The 18,834-nt window shown below is 45.7% G+C and carries 20 protein-coding genes; 14 read left to right on the forward strand and 6 right to left on the reverse strand.

Features of this window, described 5'->3' with window-relative positions:
- Nucleotides 1-239: 239 nt before the first annotated feature.
- A complete protein-coding gene (locus CHH60_RS25610; RefSeq protein ID WP_095361777.1) occupies nt 240-1,127 on the forward strand; it encodes a cation diffusion facilitator family transporter in 888 nt (295 codons plus the stop codon).
- 89 nt (nt 1,128-1,216) lie between these two features.
- On the opposite strand, the gene CHH60_RS25615 is transcribed toward CHH60_RS25610, so the two are convergent.
- Together CHH60_RS25615 and CHH60_RS25620 are read right to left on the reverse strand one after the other, a co-directional pair.
- Nucleotides 1,217-1,681: a hypothetical protein gene (locus tag CHH60_RS25615; RefSeq protein ID WP_095361778.1), complete on the reverse strand. Its 465-nt coding sequence runs from the start codon at nt 1,679-1,681 to the stop codon at nt 1,217-1,219.
- Between the two features lie 418 nt (nt 1,682-2,099).
- Complete coding sequence (locus CHH60_RS25620) at nt 2,100-2,264, reverse strand: DUF1328 domain-containing protein (RefSeq protein ID WP_082704249.1); 165 nt, start codon at nt 2,262-2,264, stop codon at nt 2,100-2,102.
- A 217-nt stretch (nt 2,265-2,481) separates the two neighbouring features.
- On the opposite strand from CHH60_RS25620, the gene CHH60_RS25625 reads away from it, so the two are divergent.
- The 11 genes from CHH60_RS25625 to CHH60_RS25675 all read left to right on the forward strand — a co-directional run bounded on the left by CHH60_RS25625 (nt 2,482) and on the right by CHH60_RS25675 (nt 14,724).
- Nucleotides 2,482-2,994 (forward strand): DUF948 domain-containing protein, encoded by a 513-nt coding sequence (locus CHH60_RS25625; RefSeq protein ID WP_095361779.1) that lies wholly within the window; start codon nt 2,482-2,484, stop codon nt 2,992-2,994.
- Nucleotides 2,995-3,064: 70 nt separating this feature from the next.
- Complete coding sequence (locus tag CHH60_RS25630; protein ID WP_141236991.1) at nt 3,065-3,598, forward strand: hypothetical protein; 534 nt, start codon at nt 3,065-3,067, stop codon at nt 3,596-3,598.
- Nucleotides 3,599-3,699: 101 nt separating this feature from the next.
- Nucleotides 3,700-4,044 carry a general stress protein gene (locus tag CHH60_RS25635; protein WP_095292442.1) on the forward strand — a complete coding sequence of 115 codons (345 nt, stop codon included), beginning with the start codon at nt 3,700-3,702 and terminating at the stop codon, nt 4,042-4,044.
- A gap of 334 nt (nt 4,045-4,378) precedes the next feature.
- The gene (locus CHH60_RS25640; protein ID WP_095361781.1) at nt 4,379-5,548 is read left to right on the forward strand and encodes a PP2C family protein-serine/threonine phosphatase; all 1,170 of its coding nucleotides are present in this window, start codon (nt 4,379-4,381) and stop codon (nt 5,546-5,548) included.
- Nucleotides 5,545-9,264 (forward strand): response regulator, encoded by a 3,720-nt coding sequence (locus CHH60_RS25645; RefSeq protein ID WP_095361782.1) that lies wholly within the window; start codon nt 5,545-5,547, stop codon nt 9,262-9,264. The genes CHH60_RS25640 and CHH60_RS25645 overlap by 4 nt, the downstream gene beginning before the upstream one ends.
- A gap of 71 nt (nt 9,265-9,335) precedes the next feature.
- Nucleotides 9,336-10,208, forward strand: coding sequence for a CheR family methyltransferase (locus tag CHH60_RS25650; protein ID WP_095361783.1), 873 nt, complete (start codon nt 9,336-9,338; stop codon nt 10,206-10,208).
- A gap of 16 nt (nt 10,209-10,224) precedes the next feature.
- Entirely contained in the window at nt 10,225-11,898 is a 1,674-nt protein-coding gene (locus tag CHH60_RS25655; protein WP_095361784.1) for a response regulator, read from the forward strand.
- An 86-nt stretch (nt 11,899-11,984) separates the two neighbouring features.
- Entirely contained in the window at nt 11,985-12,323 is a 339-nt protein-coding gene (locus tag CHH60_RS25660) for an STAS domain-containing protein (protein ID WP_095361785.1), read from the forward strand.
- An 18-nt stretch (nt 12,324-12,341) separates the two neighbouring features.
- Entirely contained in the window at nt 12,342-12,794 is a 453-nt protein-coding gene (rsbW, locus tag CHH60_RS25665; protein ID WP_095361786.1) for an anti-sigma B factor RsbW, read from the forward strand.
- Complete coding sequence (locus CHH60_RS25670; protein ID WP_095292462.1) at nt 12,791-13,564, forward strand: sigma-70 family RNA polymerase sigma factor; 774 nt, start codon at nt 12,791-12,793, stop codon at nt 13,562-13,564. Before rsbW ends, CHH60_RS25670 begins: the two co-directional genes overlap by 4 nt.
- Before the next feature lie 134 nt (nt 13,565-13,698).
- Nucleotides 13,699-14,724 carry a magnesium transporter CorA family protein gene (locus CHH60_RS25675; RefSeq protein ID WP_095361787.1) on the forward strand — a complete coding sequence of 342 codons (1,026 nt, stop codon included), beginning with the start codon at nt 13,699-13,701 and terminating at the stop codon, nt 14,722-14,724.
- A gap of 11 nt (nt 14,725-14,735) precedes the next feature.
- Here CHH60_RS25675 and CHH60_RS25680 read toward each other — a convergent pair whose 3' ends face one another.
- The 4 genes from CHH60_RS25680 to CHH60_RS25695 all read right to left on the reverse strand — a co-directional run bounded on the left by CHH60_RS25680 (nt 14,736) and on the right by CHH60_RS25695 (nt 16,732).
- Nucleotides 14,736-15,101: a DUF5665 domain-containing protein gene (locus CHH60_RS25680; RefSeq protein WP_095361788.1), complete on the reverse strand. Its 366-nt coding sequence runs from the start codon at nt 15,099-15,101 to the stop codon at nt 14,736-14,738.
- 78 nt (nt 15,102-15,179) lie between these two features.
- Nucleotides 15,180-15,587, reverse strand: a complete 408-nt coding sequence (locus CHH60_RS25685; RefSeq protein WP_095361789.1) for a YtxH domain-containing protein — start codon at nt 15,585-15,587, stop codon at nt 15,180-15,182.
- Between the two features lie 63 nt (nt 15,588-15,650).
- On the reverse strand, nt 15,651-15,908 hold the full coding sequence (locus tag CHH60_RS25690) for a GlsB/YeaQ/YmgE family stress response membrane protein (RefSeq protein ID WP_095361790.1): 258 nt from the start codon (nt 15,906-15,908) through the stop codon (nt 15,651-15,653).
- Between the two features lie 128 nt (nt 15,909-16,036).
- Nucleotides 16,037-16,732, reverse strand: coding sequence for a phosphatase PAP2 family protein (locus CHH60_RS25695; protein ID WP_095361791.1), 696 nt, complete (start codon nt 16,730-16,732; stop codon nt 16,037-16,039).
- Between the two features lie 179 nt (nt 16,733-16,911).
- On the opposite strand from CHH60_RS25695, the gene CHH60_RS25700 reads away from it, so the two are divergent.
- Nucleotides 16,912-17,922 (forward strand): asparaginase, encoded by a 1,011-nt coding sequence (locus CHH60_RS25700; RefSeq protein WP_095361792.1) that lies wholly within the window; start codon nt 16,912-16,914, stop codon nt 17,920-17,922.
- Nucleotides 17,923-18,073: 151 nt separating this feature from the next.
- The gene (locus tag CHH60_RS25705; RefSeq protein ID WP_095361793.1) at nt 18,074-18,799 is read left to right on the forward strand and encodes a pirin family protein; all 726 of its coding nucleotides are present in this window, start codon (nt 18,074-18,076) and stop codon (nt 18,797-18,799) included.
- Nucleotides 18,800-18,834 lie beyond the last annotated feature (35 nt).

The following is an 18,834-nucleotide window of genomic DNA, read 5'->3' on the forward strand; positions in this document are numbered from 1 at the left end:
CCTATTTTATACGTTTTGCAAAAGCCCCACAAGGGCAACCTGATAATAAGCGGGGATCCTTCACTTTTTGACTAGACCAACACTTTTTCTCTAAGCCTACAGCCATGCGGTTTGGCAACTTTGTTTCGGCTTCCCTACAGCCATGCAACTTGGCAACACTGTTTCTATAGACCCACAAGGGTGGCATTTGGTACCATGTAAAAACCGTAATACGAAACGTAAAAGGAGTGTCGCCCGGTTTGAACGCTTATGAAGAAATACGTAAAGGGGAGCGGGGGGCTTGGGTCAGCATCGCAGCTTATCTGATCTTGTCCGCCTTTAAGCTAATCTGTGGATATTTATTCGCTTCCAGCGCATTGCTGGCAGATGGTTTTAATAACCTTACGGATATTGTTGCTTCGGTTGCCGTATTGATTGGACTTCGGATTTCCCAGAAACCGCCTGACTCAGACCATGCTTATGGTCATTTCAGAGCAGAGACCGTTGCTGCTTTAATTGCATCCTTTATTATGGCCATGGTTGGACTACAGGTTTTGGTTGAAGCAGTACGTTCATGGTATGAAGGGGACTTTGCAGCACCTAACTTATGGTCTGCTGCCGTCGCTGTAATCTGTGCGGTGGTTATGCTGGGCGTATACCGTTATAATCATCGCTTGGCGCTGCAGATTAACAATCAGGCGCTCATGGCCGCGGCCAAGGATAATCGGTCAGATGCCTGGGTGAGTATCGGAGCGGCAGTCGGCATTGTGGGGGCCCAATTTGGTTTACCGTGGTTGGACAAGGTAGCTGCAATTGCTGTAGGACTTCTGATTTGCAAAACCGCCTGGGAAATCTTCCGGGATTCCACGCATCGTTTAACGGATGGATTCGATCAAGATCAGTTAACGGATCTTAGGTCATCTGTAGCACGGGTTCCTGGAGTAGAGATGATTAAGGACGTCAAGGCACGTGTACATGGGAGTCATGTGCTTGTGGATGTAGTCATTGAAGTGGATGGCGGGCTTAGTTTAATTGAAGGTCATCGGATCTGTGATCAAGTGGAGGAACGGCTGAAGCGTTCACACAATATTATGCATGTTCACGTGCATGTTGAGCCGAGAATGGAAGACACAGCAGAACCTACCTGAGTGATTTGAGCTAAATATTTTGTTTGAAAAAGAGGACAGTCGCTATGAGCGCTGTCCTCTTTACTTATGTTTAGAACGATTATACGATACTATTTAATGGCAACGTGGATCCACGCTTTGCCTTTCCAAGTGTATACTTGAACCCATTCGCCACCATCGAAACCGTCTACAACTTCACCAGTTGTATCGATTACTTGGGCACTCAGTGCACCGATTGGTTTACCGTTAGGTGCATCGTAGAACCAAGTGCGCTCCAGAAGATTAAGCAGCATGGTAGGTACAAGAACCTCATCACCTGGTTTTACAACAGGCTCGTCGAAGATTTTGTCATCATCCGTGCCATATGTTGCGCCAGTAACCGTTTCTGTTGTACCTTCAACGGTTTCAACAACCGGTTTGTTTACTTCAACAGCAGGTGTTGTTTCCACAGGTTTTGTTGCCTGGGTTCCTGTTTCCGGAGTTACTGTTCCAGTAACCGCTTCCTCAGCACCTGCAGCAGCAGCCATTGAACCCATCAAAGTCAAAGCAGCGGCAAAACTTACGATTTTTTTCATTGTTTTTTCCTCCTCGGGTTAGGTATGTAATTTGTTGTTCTGTGTTTAAAGTAACCAAGCGACCTCACTTGTGAATCAACATTTTAACAATATTTTCTTTTATTCTCCAGAGTCAACTGGAGCAATTGTGGGTATATGGGAAGCTTGTAAATATCAGACCACAGTGGGAGAAAACCGGGCTGGCTATGTAAAAAAAGTCCTGTTTGTGGATAAAAATCCGGTTTAAAGAGGAGTGCGGATGGAATAGAGAAGAAAGGAGTGTAATACATAATAATTAGATGGGGGGACCTTATGCCCTAGGACAATCGATTCAAAAAGGACAGACACGACAGACACATAACAAAAGCCTAACGGCTTTTGCAAGCACGCTAGGCTTCTGTATGTAATCTGATGAAGAGGTTATCCAAAGCAACCCGATTCATCGCATTCGGCTGCGTCCAGTGATCAGGGAGATGACGAACAATACAACAAAGATGAAGAAGAGGACTTTGGCAATGGAAGCGGCTGCCTCAACAATACCGAAAAATCCGAAAATCCCTGCTACAAGAGCAATAACTAGAAATAGTACAGACCATTTCAACATGAGTATTCATCCTTTCGTTTAGGAATATGGGGTCAGCGATGTTTATTCCGCTGCCGTGTGTAGTTGTTCTTTAACCTGGGGGGTTTTTAATGAAACATCCATCAATTTTCCAAAAACAGGGAAGGGTAAAGTCCGTTCTGATTTTGTTTCGCGCCTGAAATGGTCGGGTAACTATAGCAATAACAAAACGATGTATATGAGAAAGCGAGGTTCTTCTATGATCTATCAAATTAGTGTGGCCTTGATTGCGGTGGCTTTTGCAGTATTGGTTTTCTTTTTGATTCGTACATTAAAATCGGCTCAGGGCTCACTGGACAACGTGTCCAAGACACTTCAGGAAGTTCAGAAAACGATTGATGAACTGAGTTATGAAGTGAAGCAGACGGTAAGGCATGCCAACGATATTACGGCAGATGTGCAGCACAAGATGAAACAAATTGATCCGGTAATGGAATCGGTACAAAATCTGGGAGAGGTTTTGAATGAGGTGACCGAGGCGGCCAAACAGGTATCCACGACGATGATCGCCAAATTTCAAACCAAACGCAGCAATCAAGACCCGCAAAACAAACGAGCAGAGGTAGCCAAAGTACAGACAGCGCCTGCAACACCTACGGATCGGACCCTTCAAAGTTATCAGGCTACATATAATGATACGGCAAAGGGCGGGAAAAATTGGGTGAAGTACATCGATCTGGCGGCTAATGTGTGGCAACGTATGCGTAAATAACATGACCGCTGTGTAATCCTGAATGTCTTTCGGAGCGGTGATGAACTGAACTTATGAAAGGGTGAGAATCATGATGAAACTACTGCTTGTTATGTTTAGCGTTATTTCTCCCTTTTCCGTTCAACCGGCGGCAGTACCTGCTGCTCAAGATATGCAATGGACGGTAGTGGAAGAACAAGTGCCAGAGGTTACTCTGGCTGCTGATCGATCCGGACCGGTTCGGCATTTTCAGACTCTGAATGGCATTTCCCTGGATGACAGCAAAGGTCATATTATATCTGAGAAGGGTCAGCCCCGTCACAAAAAGGCAGATCCATATCTGGGTTGTCCCGAATATGAGTTTGCTGACGTCAAGGTTGGACTCTGTGAGGATACCGGAGAGATCCAGTATATCCACATTGATGGAGCCGAGGAGCGGTTGAAACTCAACCAGCAGTGGATAGACATGAATGTCGAATCCATTCGCAAGGCTTTGGGTGAACCGTATGTGGTAGCTGAAGATGGAGAAGTGTATCTGCGGGGTAATCAAGCCATCAAGGTTTATATCAAGCCTGGCACCGAGCAGATTGACGGAGTCGATCTATTTGAAGATCATCTCCAGTAGAAGAGAAATGGTTTCTTATTAAAGAAGCGTTTCAAACCAATAGAGCAAGGTTATATATTAAAAGTAGCTCGAAAAGAAGATATCAGAGGAGAGTGGAGACGATGAATTCAACCAATGCGCAAGCTTATGCAAAAGTGGTGGAAAACGGAGTTCAAGCGGTAGAAGCAGTGAAAGAGCTGCAGAATACCGGTTACCTTGCTGATCACATCTTCGTTCTGGCCCACGAGAAGGATCGTACGGATCGAATTGCTGATACAGCGGATGCCAAGGAAATCGGTATCAAGGAAGAAGGCGTATTCGACTCCATGGCGAATTTGTTCCGATCACGTGGTGATGAACTCCGGGCCAAAATAGTATCCATGGGCTTTACAGAAGCTGAGGCAGACTTTTACGAGAGTGAACTCGATAAAGGCAAAGTGCTTGTTATTGCCAAGAAAAAGGATTAAATGGTTCAAATGGTAATTGAAGCATCCTGAACAGGACGAGCTTCAGATTCAAAAACATAGATAAGGAATGGGGATATCCCCATTCCTTATCTATGTTTTTGCGAGTTTGGAAGCGGGATCAGAACGCGGCAAAAACAGGGCAGCAAACAGGTGTTTTTTCCTGTAGTGGTGCCATTTACTGATAGAAGTTTTTTGCTTTTACGATTATAGTTATAGTAGGAAATATTATGTCTACCGCTGTATTGATCGCGAAAAATGTATATTTTGGGTTGTTACATGACTTGATAAAAATCGACAAACCCGGAACGGAACGCCACAGATAAGGGAGATAGAAATGAAAATACTTATTGTTGACGACAATCCGACGAATGTCATTATTATTCGAGAGATTCTGAAAAAAGAGAACTATCGTGACATTATAACCGCGAGTTCGGCCATGGAAATGTTTGAAGTTTTGGGAATCGGGGAGGAAAACAACGAACTTCGTCCCAGACCGTCGGATATTGACCTGATTCTGCTAGATATGATGATGCCTGAAATGGATGGAATCGAAGCTTGCGGTATTGTTCAAAAATTCGAAAATCTTAAGGATATTCCTATTATTATGGTTACAGCAATCGGCGACTCCAAGAAACTTGCCGAAGCATTGGATGCGGGAGCGTCAGATTATGTAACCAAACCGATTAACAAGGTGGAGCTGATGGCTCGAATTCGGCTGGCTCTCCGTTTGAAGCAGGAGAAGGACTGGCATAAGGAACGCGACCAACGCATTCAGGATGAGCTTAAGCTGGCTGCTATGGTGCAGAATGCAGTATTAAGTCCGGCAATTGAAGAGCCGTTGTTCCATGTGAATGCCATCTATAAACCTTCTTTTGAACTGGCAGGAGATCTCTACTCCTGGTATCCGCTTGGTGAAGGCCGCTATGGCGTATTGCTGCTGGATATGATGGGGCACGGTATTTCTTCTTCTTTATTTACCATGTTTATTGCTTCGGTATTGAAGGATACGGTTACGACGTACGTAGATCCCGAAAAGGTGATTCAGGAGCTGAACCGTCGCTTTAACCAGCTGCATCTGGAGAAGCAGCTGGTACAGTACTACTTTACAGCGATATACCTGGTGATAGATACCCGAATGAAGCGCATTGATTATGTCAACGCAGGGCATCCGCCGGCACTGTTTTTCCAGGAAGATGGAAGTGTAACGACATTTGATGCCGTATGCTGTCCGGTAGGTTTGTTCGATAAGATGGATATTGAACCACAGACCATCCACTACGAGGGTGACGGACATATTGCGCTTTATACCGATGGACTGCTCGAGGCCGTTCAAGGGGAGCAGGAGGAACAACTGGAATTCCTGAAAGAGCAGCTGAAGGGAACACATCAATGGAATGAAGCTCACATGCAGGCACTGTTCTTTGATGATGAGATTCCCCAAGAGCGAGATGATGATAAGTGCCTGGTGTGGATTACGTTAAATAAAGGGGCGGAAACGGAATGAAGATCAGAAATAAGCTGCTGATTGGTTTTACCGCTCTCATGGCTATCTTGATTGTACTTACATTTGTAAGCTATGAACGGCTAAATAGCAGCAATCAACAGGTTGATCAGATGTATCAGGAGCGGTACTTAAAGGTTAGATATACTTCGTCTGTACGTGGAGAAGTTAATGATATAGCGAAAGTACTGGCTAACTTGTTGCTAAACCCGAATAACTCAACGAATGCTGCTGAAAATGAACTCAAGGAAATGCAGGAACGGGGAGAGGGTTACCTCAAGGAAGTTCGTGAACGGGCGGACAGTGCAGGCGAGCATCAGCTGGTTGACCGTGTAAATGCAGCCTGGGATTCATATAATTCATATGCGACTAGACAGATCAGCTTGATGGCCCAGGGACGTGCGGAAGATGGGAACAACTACCGCAATTCAACGGGCCTTGCCGTGCAGAAGGAAGCTGTAGATAGTCTAAACGCGCTTTCCCGTTTTCAGGATCAGGAGATTGATACCGAAATCAGGCAGGCGAACGAGGAATACAACCGTGCCGTTCAGATTACAGTAGGCATTATGGTCGGCGGTTTGCTGCTTGCACTTGGTGTGATTTTATGGGTACTCCCAAGTATTACAAGAGGGCTGAATACCGTCTCGATGATGATTACAAGTTTTGGCAAAGGCCGATATCGTACCATCAGACGCATTCAGGTCAAGTCTACAGACGAAATTGGGCAGATTGCCAATGTATTCAAAGAGGTATCAGCCGATCTCGAAGAAAAACAGGAAGTCGAGAAGGCTTATATGCAGGCACAGCAGGATCAGAACTGGATGAGCTCCAACATAGCCAGAGTGCCTGAATTGCTGCGTGGTGTTGGTTCCATTCGCCAGATCTCGCAAATGTTTATCAGTGAGTTTACTCCGGTCCTTGGAGCACAGCTCGGCGTAGTTTATCTGATTGATGAAGAGAAGCACCCTGATGAGTTGAGACGATACGGGGCTTACGCCTTTGAGGAGAACAAGGACATTGGCAAGGAAATATATCGGGTTGGCGAAGGTTTAATTGGTCAAGCAGCCCTGGATATGAAACCGATTATTCTTGAAAATACGCCTGAAGATTACATTCAGATTGGTTCAGCATCGGGTTCTACCCGCGCGACCAGCATTATGATCTTCCCTGTCGTTTTTGAAGATGAACTCATTGGTGTAGTCGAATTGGCTTCGTTTGAAGGTTTTAATGATCTGCATAAGCAGTTATTCTCTCAGCTCATTATGAATCTGGGCGTCATTCTTAATAACGTGCGCCGCCGTCTGCGTGTGGAGGAGCTGCTGCGTGAATCACAGGCTCTTACAGAGGAACTTCAGGTACAGTCCGAGGAACTGCAGACACAGCAGGAAGAATTGCGTCGTTCCAATGAAAATCTGGAAGAACAGACGGATGCCCTCAAACGTTCCGAAGAATTGCTGCAGCGTCAGCAGGAGGAGCTCGAACATTTTAATACCGAATTGATTGCCAAGACGCGTGCACTTGAAGAGCAGGTTCGTGAAGTCGAAGAGAAAAATGACGAAATTGAGAAAACGAAAACGCAGTTGGAACAGCAAGCCATGCAGCTGTCGATGACAAGCAAATACAAGTCCGAATTCCTGGCCAATATGTCGCATGAGCTTCGGACACCGCTGAACAGTCTGCTGATCCTGTCTCAATTACTGTCTGAAAACAAGGAAGGCAATCTGAGCAGCAAACAGCAGGAATATGCTCAAACGATCTATATGTCCGGTGCGGATCTGCTTAAAATGATTGATGAAATTTTGGACCTGTCCAAAGTAGACGCAGGAAAAATGGATATCAATTATGAGACAGTCCGAATGGATGAGTTGACCGCTTTTGTGAAACAAAACTTTGGCCCCATGGCCAATAAAAAGGAACTGGATCTCAACATTGAATTTGAAAGTAATCTACCGGAATGGGTGTACACTGACGGCCATCGTGTCAAGCAAATTTTACGCAACTTGCTATCGAATGCCTTCAAATTCACCAACCGGGGATCCGTGAGCATTATTGGACGGAAGATGAAACCGGAAGAACTTCCGGGGTATCTGAACACCAATCAGGAATATATCGGATTTACCGTGAAGGATACAGGAATTGGAATACCTTCAGACAAAACAGATCTGATCTTTGAAGCCTTCCAGCAAGTCGATGGAACTACCAGTCGCAAATACGGCGGAACCGGACTAGGCCTATCCATCAGCCGTGAACTTGCTCGTCTGCTTGGCGGAGCGATTCAGGTCGAGTCCTCTGAAGGTGTGGGCAGTTCGTTTACGTTATACCTTCCGGACAATCATGAAGAAGCAGCTCCGGAAGAGGAAGGTGCTTCCCTGGCGGCCGCATCTGCCGAGTATGATTCGTCTGCAAGCCGATCCGGGACATTACGTTCAAACAGGCAAACGGTCATTGCACCAGAACCTGACAGTATTTCCCTAATGAATATGCCAGCAAACGACACAGCTGTATCCGTTCAGATGGATGATGATCAGGACAATCTGGCGGATGGTGACAAAATTCTCCTTATTATTGAGGATGACGTGAATTTTGCTCACATTTTGATGGATATGGCGAGAGGAAGAGGATTTAAGGCAATTGTGGCAACTCAAGGAGACAAAGGGCTCGAAATGGCTCGTCAATATTTGCCGGATGCGATTATTCTCGACATTCAGCTTCCGGTCATGGATGGTTGGGCGATTCTGGGCGAACTGAAGAGCAGCTCGGCAACACGCCATATACCGGTTCATGTTATTTCCGTGATTGATGATATGAAGCAAGGATTGATGATGGGGGCCATTGCCTACCTGAAAAAACCATCCAGTAAGGATTCGCTGGATAAAGCTTTCTCGCATATCGAATCCTATACAGAGAACCAGTTGAAACGTTTGCTAATTGTGGAAGATGACGAAATACAGCGCAAAGCAATTATTGAACTCATTGGGCATGATGATGTTGCCATAACGGCTGTGTCTACAGGCAGCGAGGCTTTAACCGAGCTCCATAGCCAGCGGTACGATTGTATGGTGCTGGATCTGATGTTGACGGACATGACCGGATTCGAATTGCTTGACCAGATCAGGGATGATGAATATCTGAATGATCTTCCGATTATCATTTACACAGGCAAAGAGCTGGATAGCAAGGAAGAAATGAAGCTGCGCAAATATGCGGAGTCCATCATTATCAAAGACGTGAAATCACCTGAACGTCTGCTGGATGAGACAACCTTGTTCCTTCACCGGGTAGAAGCCAATCTGCCGGAAGACAAGCGCAGAATTCTGCAGAAGCTGCATAACAAGGAAACTTTGTTTGAAGGTAAGAAAATACTGCTCGTGGATGATGATATTCGAAATGTATTTGCCCTTTCGAGTGTGCTTGAAGGCTATCGAATGGATGTTACATTTGCTGAGAACGGGCGGGAAGCTCTTGAGATTTTGGATAAGAATCCGGATATCGACCTGGTGTTAATGGATATGATGATGCCGGAAATGGATGGATACGAGGCAATGACACGTATTCGGCAGATTCCGAGATTCGAGAAATTACCAATTATTGCACTGACAGCCAAAGCTATGAAAGATGATCGGGGCAAGTGTATTGAAGCTGGTGCATCCGATTATGTGAAGAAACCGATTCAAACAGATCAATTGTTATCATTAATGCGCGTGTGGTTGTATTCGTAACCCAATAGTTTGGGTAATGAACAACAATACAACGATTACGCAAGTAACAAATGAAGAAGTGGAGAGAATCTATGACACCGTGGGAACCTACCGAGGCTGATGAACAATCGGTCCGCATGCCGCAAGATGAAGAACGCGAATTGATTGAGATTGAGTTGTTATTGGAAGGTATGCACCGTCTATATGGATATGACTTTAGAAATTACGCATTGCCATCTTTGAGACGAAGAATCTGGCACTACGCACATTCGGAAGGTCTTAAAACGATATCTGGGCTTCAGGAAAAGGTTCTGCATGAGCGTTCAGCATTCGAACGATTTGTACAGAATCTGTCCATTCCGGTGACCGAAATGTTTCGTGATCCTGCGCTCTTCAAGACATTCCGTGAAAAGATCATACCTGTGTTAAGGACATATCCTTATATTCGGATTTGGCACGCAGGCTGCTCCACGGGTGAAGAAGTGTATTCCATGGCGATTATGCTGCATGAGGAAGGTTTGTATGACAAGGCACGGATCTATGCCACCGATATGAATGACCGCTCACTGCAGCAGGCCAAGGAAGGCGTATACGGTATTGAAAAGATGAAATTATACACCACAAACTATTTGGAGGCAGGGGGTACCAGAGCCTTCTCCGAATACTATACAGCGAAGTATAACTCCGTTATGTTTCATCCTTATCTGCGAAAAAACATTATTTTTGCAGAGCATAATCTGGCAACAGACCGGTCATTTAACGAATTTAACGTTATCTTTTGCCGCAACGTCATGATTTATTTCAATGATGAACTAAGGAATCATGTGCATGGACTATTTCATGAGAGCTTGAGCCATTTTGGCATTCTTGTTCTGGGATCCAAGGAATCGATCCATTTCACAGAATTCAGCGATGCTTACGAGCCGTTAGACCGGACGGAAAAAATATACCGGAAGATCAAATAGGGGGTTAGGGTTAGCCATGGGGCTCAATGAACCAATCCACATATTATTGGTAGATGACCGCCCCGAGAATCTGCTTGCTCTAGAAGCAGTTTTGGAATCGGAACAGTATAAACTCGTCAAGGCAACTTCTGGAGAAGAGGCACTTCGATGCTTGCTTAAAGACGAATTTGCGGTCATTGTGCTTGATGTGCAGATGCCTGGAATGGACGGAATTGAGACAGCGAAGTTAATTAAAGCGCGTGATAAATCAAAAGACGTTCCCATTATCTTTATCTCTGCCAACAGCAGGGAAGCAGAACATTTATTTGCCGGATATTCGGCAGGTGCCATCGATTACATGGTGAAGCCGTTTATCCCCCAAATTCTCAAATCGAAAATTGAGGGCTTTGTCGAAATGTTCATAACGAACAAACGGCTGAAAACTCAAACCATGCTGCTTCATCAGAAAACGCAGGAACTCGAGAAAATGAATCAGCAGCTGATTCAGGCAAAAGAGGAAGCGGAAATCGCAGCCAATGCCAAAACCGAATTTTTGGCGATGATGAGTCATGAGATCCGTACACCGATGAACGGTGTTATCGGGATGGTCGATTTGCTGATGGAGACGGAACTGAAGGATGAGCAGAAGGAATATATCGATATCGTGCGAAAGAGCGCGGATGCACTTGTCACAGTTATTAACGATATTCTTGATTTCACCAAGATGGAATCCGGGAAAATGGAGCTGGAGGAGCATCCGTTTGAACTCGTTACATGTATTAAAGAAGTATTGGGCTTGTTTGCTATGGAAGCAGGTAAAAAGAATCTGGAGCTGGACTATTTCCTCGAGGATTCCGTCCCTGCCTTGGTGTACGGCGATATGGCGAGACTGCGTCAGGTCCTGATGAATCTGATTGCCAATGCAATCAAGTTTACGGACCAGGGTGGAGTCTACCTGATCGTATCTGTTAACGAAGAAAAAGACGGTAGAATGACCTTGGAATTTGCAGTAAAGGATACAGGTATAGGAATATCCTCAGACAAAGTGGATCGCCTATTCCAGCCATTTTCTCAGTTGGATACATCGATGACACGCAAGTACGGTGGAACTGGCCTGGGACTTGCCATTTGCCGGACGTTAGTGGAAATGATGGGTGGCAGCATTCATCTGGATACGAGCGAGAAGCGTGGAGCTACCTTTGTCTTCACCATTCAGGTACAGCGCTATGTAGAGACGGAACTGATCATCGGGAATGGAGAAGAACAACCGGAGAATATGGAACGTTATGAAATGCAGCCTTCCGTATTGATTGTCGATGATCATCCCATTAATCAAAAGTTGATGGCGATTATGCTGAGCAAGCTGGGCTTCACATCAGATACCGCAGAAGATGGACAGAAGGCGCTGGATATGGTTCTAGAGAACCCAGGCTATGATTATATATTTATGGATTTGCAAATGCCGGTTATGGACGGATTGGAATGTACACGTAAAATTCGGGAAAGTCTTCCGAAGGAAAAGCAGCCTGTTGTACTGGCCATGACTGCCAATGTAATGGAGGGCATCCAGCAGCGCTGCCTTGCTGTCGGAATGGATGATTACATCAGTAAGCCCGTTAAGATGGGCAGTGTGAAACAAAAATTGTCGCGATTTCAGGAAGACCGCAAGGGCTTCAAACCAGCCTCCTCACCCATGAATCGAGCAAATTGAAATAATTGCTAATTATGATTTTGTTTCACCCGGGCGTAAGTTGGGTTATTAGGTAAGGAAACCATTGATCAGGAGAGAGATGTCTAATGAATACAAATAAAAATGAAAAATTCAATGCAAAGACCGAAACACAAAATGGCGTGTGCACGGTATATCTTACTGGCGAACTGGATTTGTCGGTAGCTCCTGAATTTCGTTTGGTCATGGAGCCACTTGTGGACAACAAGGAACAAGATTTGATTATTAACATGAAGGACCTGAAGTATATTGATAGCACAGGAATTGGAATCCTGTTATCTGTTCTGAAGGCTCGACATGGAATGGAAGCACGCTTCGAAGTACAAGAAGTTCCTGCGCAGATTCAGAAGCTTTTTGATATGACGGGTATTGCCAAATTCTTTGTCTCACAGAAGAATTCCCAATAGGAAAGGATCGAAAAAGGAATGAATGCAGAAGTTCAAAGAGTCACCCTTAACTTACCGGCGACAGCTGATTATGTGGATATTGTAAGATTGAATCTTTATGGTGTAGCGTCCAAAATGGGATTTTCTTATGAGGACATTGAGGACATGAAAGTTGCTGTTTCCGAGGCTTGTAACAACTCTGTATTGTATGCCTACTCACACGAAGGCGGTATGGTTGAGGTCGTTTTTGAAGTGGACAACGAAACATTGGCTATTACAGTCAAGGACGAAGGTGCAAGCTTCGAAAACGTCAACCCGGCAGTATCACGCGCAGGCCTTCATGACACTGAGCTGACAGATGCCCAAATTGGTGGACTTGGATTCTATCTGATGCAAGCCCTGATGGATGATGTCAGTGTGGAAAGTGAGACGGGCAAAGGTACGAAAGTCGTACTCGTAAAACGTCTTGCAAGAAGTGAGGAGAAAGTATGAACGAAAAAGTGACTCCCCCAGAGTCCATGTCTGAATCCGTAGGTTTGATCTGGGAGTACCAGCAGACCAAGGATAACGAAATTGCAACAGTTCTTATCCGCAAATATGAACCGATGGTGAAGATGGCAGCAGGCAAGATTGCCCGGAATCGTCCGGATCTGTACGAAGATCTGTATCAGACTGGCCAGATGGCTCTGATTCGCCTTCTGCAGCAGTACGATATTAACCTGGGCATTCCGTTCGAACCTTATGCCATGAAAAGCATGATCGGTCATATGAAAAACTACCTTCGGGACAAATCCTGGTATATTCAGGTACCTCGACGAATCAAGGAAAAAGGTGCACTTGTTCAACATGCTATTGATGAATTAACGGTGAAGTTTGAACGCTCACCAAGTGTGGATGAGATTGCTGAATACCTTGACCTGACCCCAGAGGAAACCATCGAAGTTTTAGCTGGTCGGGAATGTTACCACTACGTCTCACTGGATTCTCCACTATCTCAGGATGAAAGTGCAGCAACGCTTGGTGAACTCATCAGTGCAGACGTAAACGACTTTGATTCGGTGGAGAAGCGGATGGACTTGCAGCAGGCATTGGGACAGTTGAAGGAACAGGAGCAGAAGGTGCTAATTTTGGCCTTCCAGGATGGTCAGTCTCAACGGGCGATAGCTCAGAAATTGGGTGTATCCCAGATGAGTGTTTCACGAATTCAGAAGAGAGCTACTGAAAAACTGAAACAGATCATGTCTAATGCTTCAATGTTATGAGATGTGAATCCCTGATGTTGTTAAGTACGGCATAAAAAGGACACGTGATTCCACTGGAATACATGCGTGTCCTTTTTTGAAATTTGTTTTTGGATGGATGTGCTGTTTATTATGAATCCAGGAGTGGTGTTGTGATGGTGGATCGGGTCAAGCTGGTAGCCAGGCGCGACAAATTATCATTTTCGGAGCAGTGGGATTGGTGGGACTGGGTGGCGCCAGAAGATGAGGATATGGCCGAAGTGATGGAGGGACTTATTGAAGAGTTTCCAGAGATGCAATACTTCCTTCGTAAGATCCCGGAGGTGCATTCCAATTACCTGTCTGTACGATATCTAAACGGGACAGATCCGGTTATATTTGGTTCACTTCTATATGCAGTCAAAAATGAGAAAGAGAGTACACGCAAAGATAATCAGATGTTTTTCTATGTCGACCAAAAAAGTTTGGTAACGATTAATTTGGATGATAACACCAGAGGTATTATGAATACGGGAGAACGCTCGGCCATGCTGCACCAGTGTGACACTGCCCGTGATGGAATGTTTGTTCTGTTCCGGGCCATATTGCATTATTATCATGTGGGCATGGATCAGTTCGAGATGCATTTGCGTGAACTGGAACGGAAGATGGAATCACGTAATGCTCGTACATTGATGGACCAAATTCTTGAAGCGCGGTTTGAACTTTTGTATTGGAGCAACCTGTTTATCCCTTATTCTGAATTAATGGCTGCAGCGCGGGAGGCCTATCTCGATGATATAGAGGACAGTCGTTTCTTCAAGCAGCTGCAGCACCGGATTGAGCGGATGGAGCGTCTCTTTCAGCACTATGAAAAAGAAATCGATACACTCATTTCTATAGATAATGCGACTTCCGGTGTTCGTGGTAACGAGATTATGAAGACACTAACCATCGTTACTTCGGTCTGTACGCCCGCAACGGCTGCCGGTGCAATCTGGGGGATGAACTTCGAGAACCTGCCTTTGATAGACAAGACATGGGGGGTTGTATTGGTCATCGCACTCATCCTCGCCAGCATGGCTAGCATGTATGTATGGATGATGATGAAAGGCTGGACCGGAGATCTGTTGAAGTTGAAGCCCACGCAGCGACCGGCTGATGACCCCGGGAAACGGGGCAATTCCGTGCGGAAGAGATGATGGCTCTTAGCCTAGCTCTTGTAATCGTCAATATATCCAAGCAGATCTGCAATGTATTGTCCCACAATCGGCATGTTTACAAATTGACTGAGTATAAGACCTAAGAGACCAAGGACAACAAAGGTCCCGAGGGTAAGTCCAAGTCCTCTCGCCATACCCGCAGTAAAATTGGTGATGATCCGTTTTTTGGGACTGGTGTAATTCTCGATAATATCCTTGATCTGTGCCTTTTCCAAACTGTCCGCAAGCTGATCCAGGCGTGTGTTCAGTTTTTTGACTTCATGGCGCAATTCAAAAGGATGCTCTGCCGTATCATACTGCTGCGATGGTTTGCTTCCAGTAACGGGGGTATTTCCGTTTAATGTGACTTTGCTCATGTGAGTCCTCCTCCTATTACAATGGATGAAAAATAGCCAGCTGAAACTCAGCTGGCTATTGACCATTCGCTCAAGCCCTTACAGGCTGGTCGAATTCAGCTCTTTTCGTGCATCTTCCTTTGCTTCCTCGGAAGCAGAAGCAACTTCGCTGGTTGCTTTAGTTGCTTCATCCGCTACATCCGCGGATGCTTTCCTTACCGATTCCATGACGTCGTTACGGCCTTGGTTCACCGTTTTTGCGATATCGGAAGTTTTGGTAGAAACAGTTTTAGCGAGTTCGGTAGCCTTGTCACTAACAACGGCTGCAACTTCCTTGGTGCGGTCGGTAACCATACCAACCTTCTCGGAAAGGTCGCCGCGAAGTTCGCGTCCTGGTTTAGGGGCGAAGAGTAATGCTGCTGCTGCTCCCAGCAAGCCACCGATGAAAATACCTTTTGCGAAAGTCGAACCGCTTTGTACAGGATATTGATCTTCTGCTTTATTCATGTCTAATCACTCCTTCTTCATAATAAAAAACATTTACGAAACAACGAACACCTTGTTGACCGATCAGGCAGCCTGTCTGAACAGCCTGGACGCAAGCCCCAGCAAAAAGACAAAGAGTGCTGTACCAATAATGGCAGGGATCACGGCAAAATTACCGATAACGGGTCCCCAATTACCAAGCAACAGGGCACCCAGCCAAGCTCCCACAAAACCGGCAACCATGGCTCCAATGATGCCTCCAGGCATATTGTGACCGGCAAGTGCATCTCCGATGAGGCCAATGATAACTGCCAAGATGATGCTGAGAATAATGCCCCACATAACAACCGCCTCCTTTACACTTGATGCAGGATGTTGTCTGTTCGCGTTTGCTTACTTCGTATATAAACGTCGTGCATCAAGCTGAAACAACTGAAGCAGATATGGGCATCCTGGAATTTGAAGGAATTTCAGATCATTCGTTTGATTGCACCAACCATGCACACAAGCCATGCCAGTCCGGCAACGAATCCAGCAAATACGTCTGTAGGATAGTGCACGCCGAGCATGATCCGGCTAATTCCGATGAGACCGATAAACCCTACACCGCACACAATAGGCAGCATAATGGAGGTGGACTGCGTTTGTCGTTCAATGGCCCAGATGACAAAAAACATGCCGTAAAATCCCATAGAAATCATGGCGTGACCGCTGGGGAAGCTATATCCATGAACCACCATTAAATGTTCAAGTTCAGGTCGGCTTCGACGAAAAATTCCCTTCAATCCTATGTTAAGCAGCCACATGACTGCAAAGCTGCCCAGAACTACATAGCCATAAATAGAGTATCGTGAATTACGGTGTATAAAGAAGAGGGCCGCTGCACAGACTGCGGCTAATGCCGAGATCTTGAAAGAACCAATGGCAGTAATGAAGGTAATGACAGGCAGAAGTGCAAGGCGAGATTCAGAATGGAGATAAAACCAATGTTGAATTCGATCGTCTAATTGAATAATAAAATGAGTCCCCAGCCATGCACCTAATATGGCCAGAACAATGACTAGAGCAGAACTAAACAGAACGCCTACTCCACTCCAGACAAATAGGGAGCGCCAAGGTAAACGCGGAGAATTTCTGAACAAAGAGGAATTGCTTTCACGCAGCATAAATGATATCTCCTTCAAAATAGGATTGGTTAAACATTCCAGATTGCTATAGGCTTACCCGAATATCATGTCGAAAAAACTGAAAAAACATCGCATTTGTACTATAATTTAAAGATATCCCATGCGGCGTAAAGACGCAAAGCAGAGATGAGACTGGGAGCATAAAGGAGAGAACTCGCATGGAGAGTGCGTTGTTAGTTAAAGAATATCGTGCAGGCGTGATGGAATGCGCCCACTTTGGACACATAAGCATCACGAATGAAAACGGAGATGTCGTTTATTCGGCAGGAAATCCACATTTCAGAGCGTTTACCCGCTCATCTGCCAAGCCTTTTCAGGCCATTCCAGGCATTCGTGCAGGCATTGCAGCCCACTATGGGTTAACCTCCCAAGAAATCGCGATCATGGCATCTTCCCATCGTTCGGAGCCAGAGCATATTAAAGTGCTGGAGAAATTATCGGCCAAACTTGGATTGGGAGAAGAATGCCTGATTTGCGCGGCAAGTTACCCATTGAATGATGATAGCCGAAATCAATGGCTGCGCAATCAAGGAGAGAAGCGAAGAATACTGCATAATTGTTCGGGGAAACACCTTGGCATCCTGGGTTACAGTCAGATGAAAAACTTTGATCTGGACAGTTACGCGGAGCGGGAGCATCCGGTGCAGCGTGAAATTCTGAAAACGATGGCTGATATGGCTGGAATTGAGCAGAAGGAAATTGAACTCGGGACGGATGGCTGCGGCTTTCCGGTATTTTCCTTGCCTTTATCGGCGTTGTCGAATGCATATCTGAAGCTGGCTTGCCCGGATTTAATTGAAGATGAACCGACACGCTCGGCAGTGGAAACCATTACGTCTGCCATGAATGATCAGCCTCTTATGGTTGGAGGAACCGGACGAGTTGATTCGGTGCTTCTGGAAGACAGCAATATTGTTGCTAAAGGCGGCTTCAAGGGAGTATTCGGTTTTGCACTGAAAAAGGAAAGGCTCGGGATAACATTTAAAGTGCTCGACGGATCTGAAGATGAATGGGCATGGATTGCTAAATCAATCCTGGAGCAGATTGGATATTCCAATCGGACAACCATTGAACGACTGGCTCAAGTGTTTCCTCCTGAGATTCGCAATGATGCCGGAAATATGGTGGGACATGCGGATTGTGAATTCGTGCTTCACTCACCTGAATAAAGCGTATAACCATAAGCTAGGGGCGTGATTAGAATCCCCGGACCCCGGGTAAAGATGAGATACCAACAGGTATTCATCTAAGCATTCATATACACGCAAGACCTGCTGTCAGATGTAGGCAGCAGCTCTAAACCCTTGGAGGTGGATGAACATGATTAAAGTAGTGACATCGGAAGAAAGGCACACGTCGGATCGAGGTTGGATACACAGTGAGTTCAGCTTTTCTTTTGCAGATTATGACGATCCAAGCAATGCGCATTTTGGTTGCCTGCTGGCTCATAATGACAACACGCTGATGCCGCAGGAAGGCTTTAAACGACATCCACATCATGACCTGGAAATTGTAAGTTACGTAATATCCGGTAGGCTTAAGCATACGGACAGCATGGGAACCGAACAGGTACATGAGCCGGGAACGGTACAGGTGATGAGTGCAGGCACCGGTGTGGAACATTCCGAGACCAATCCGTCCGAGGATGAACCGGTACGATTCCTGCAGATGTGGTTCCTGCCATCCCAGCGCATGCTGAAACCATCGTATACGAATCGGCAATTTGACCCACAGGAGCAGCTGAATCGACTTTGCCCTGTCGTATCCGGACAGGGTGTGGAGGGAGCCGAAGGTGCGCTTCCAATTTCACAGGATGTGACCTGTTATCTGACCCAATTAGAGTCTGGTAAAAAAATCATGTATCCACAGCATGAAGACAGACGCACACATCTTTTTCTAATCAGTGGTCATGTGGCTATCGCCTGTGCAGATGGGAATTTCAATCTGAAGCCAGGGGATGCTGCCCGTATTCGGAAAAGCTGTGATTTGGAGATTACGAGTACAGGAAGCGAATTGGCGGAATTCGTGCTGGTAGATTTGCCTTAACTTGCTTAAATGATAAGTCTTGCTAAACAAATGAG

It is taken from the genome of Paenibacillus sp. 7523-1 (assembly GCF_002276415.1).
GTDB lineage: Bacteria > Bacillota > Bacilli > Paenibacillales > Paenibacillaceae > Paenibacillus > Paenibacillus illinoisensis_A.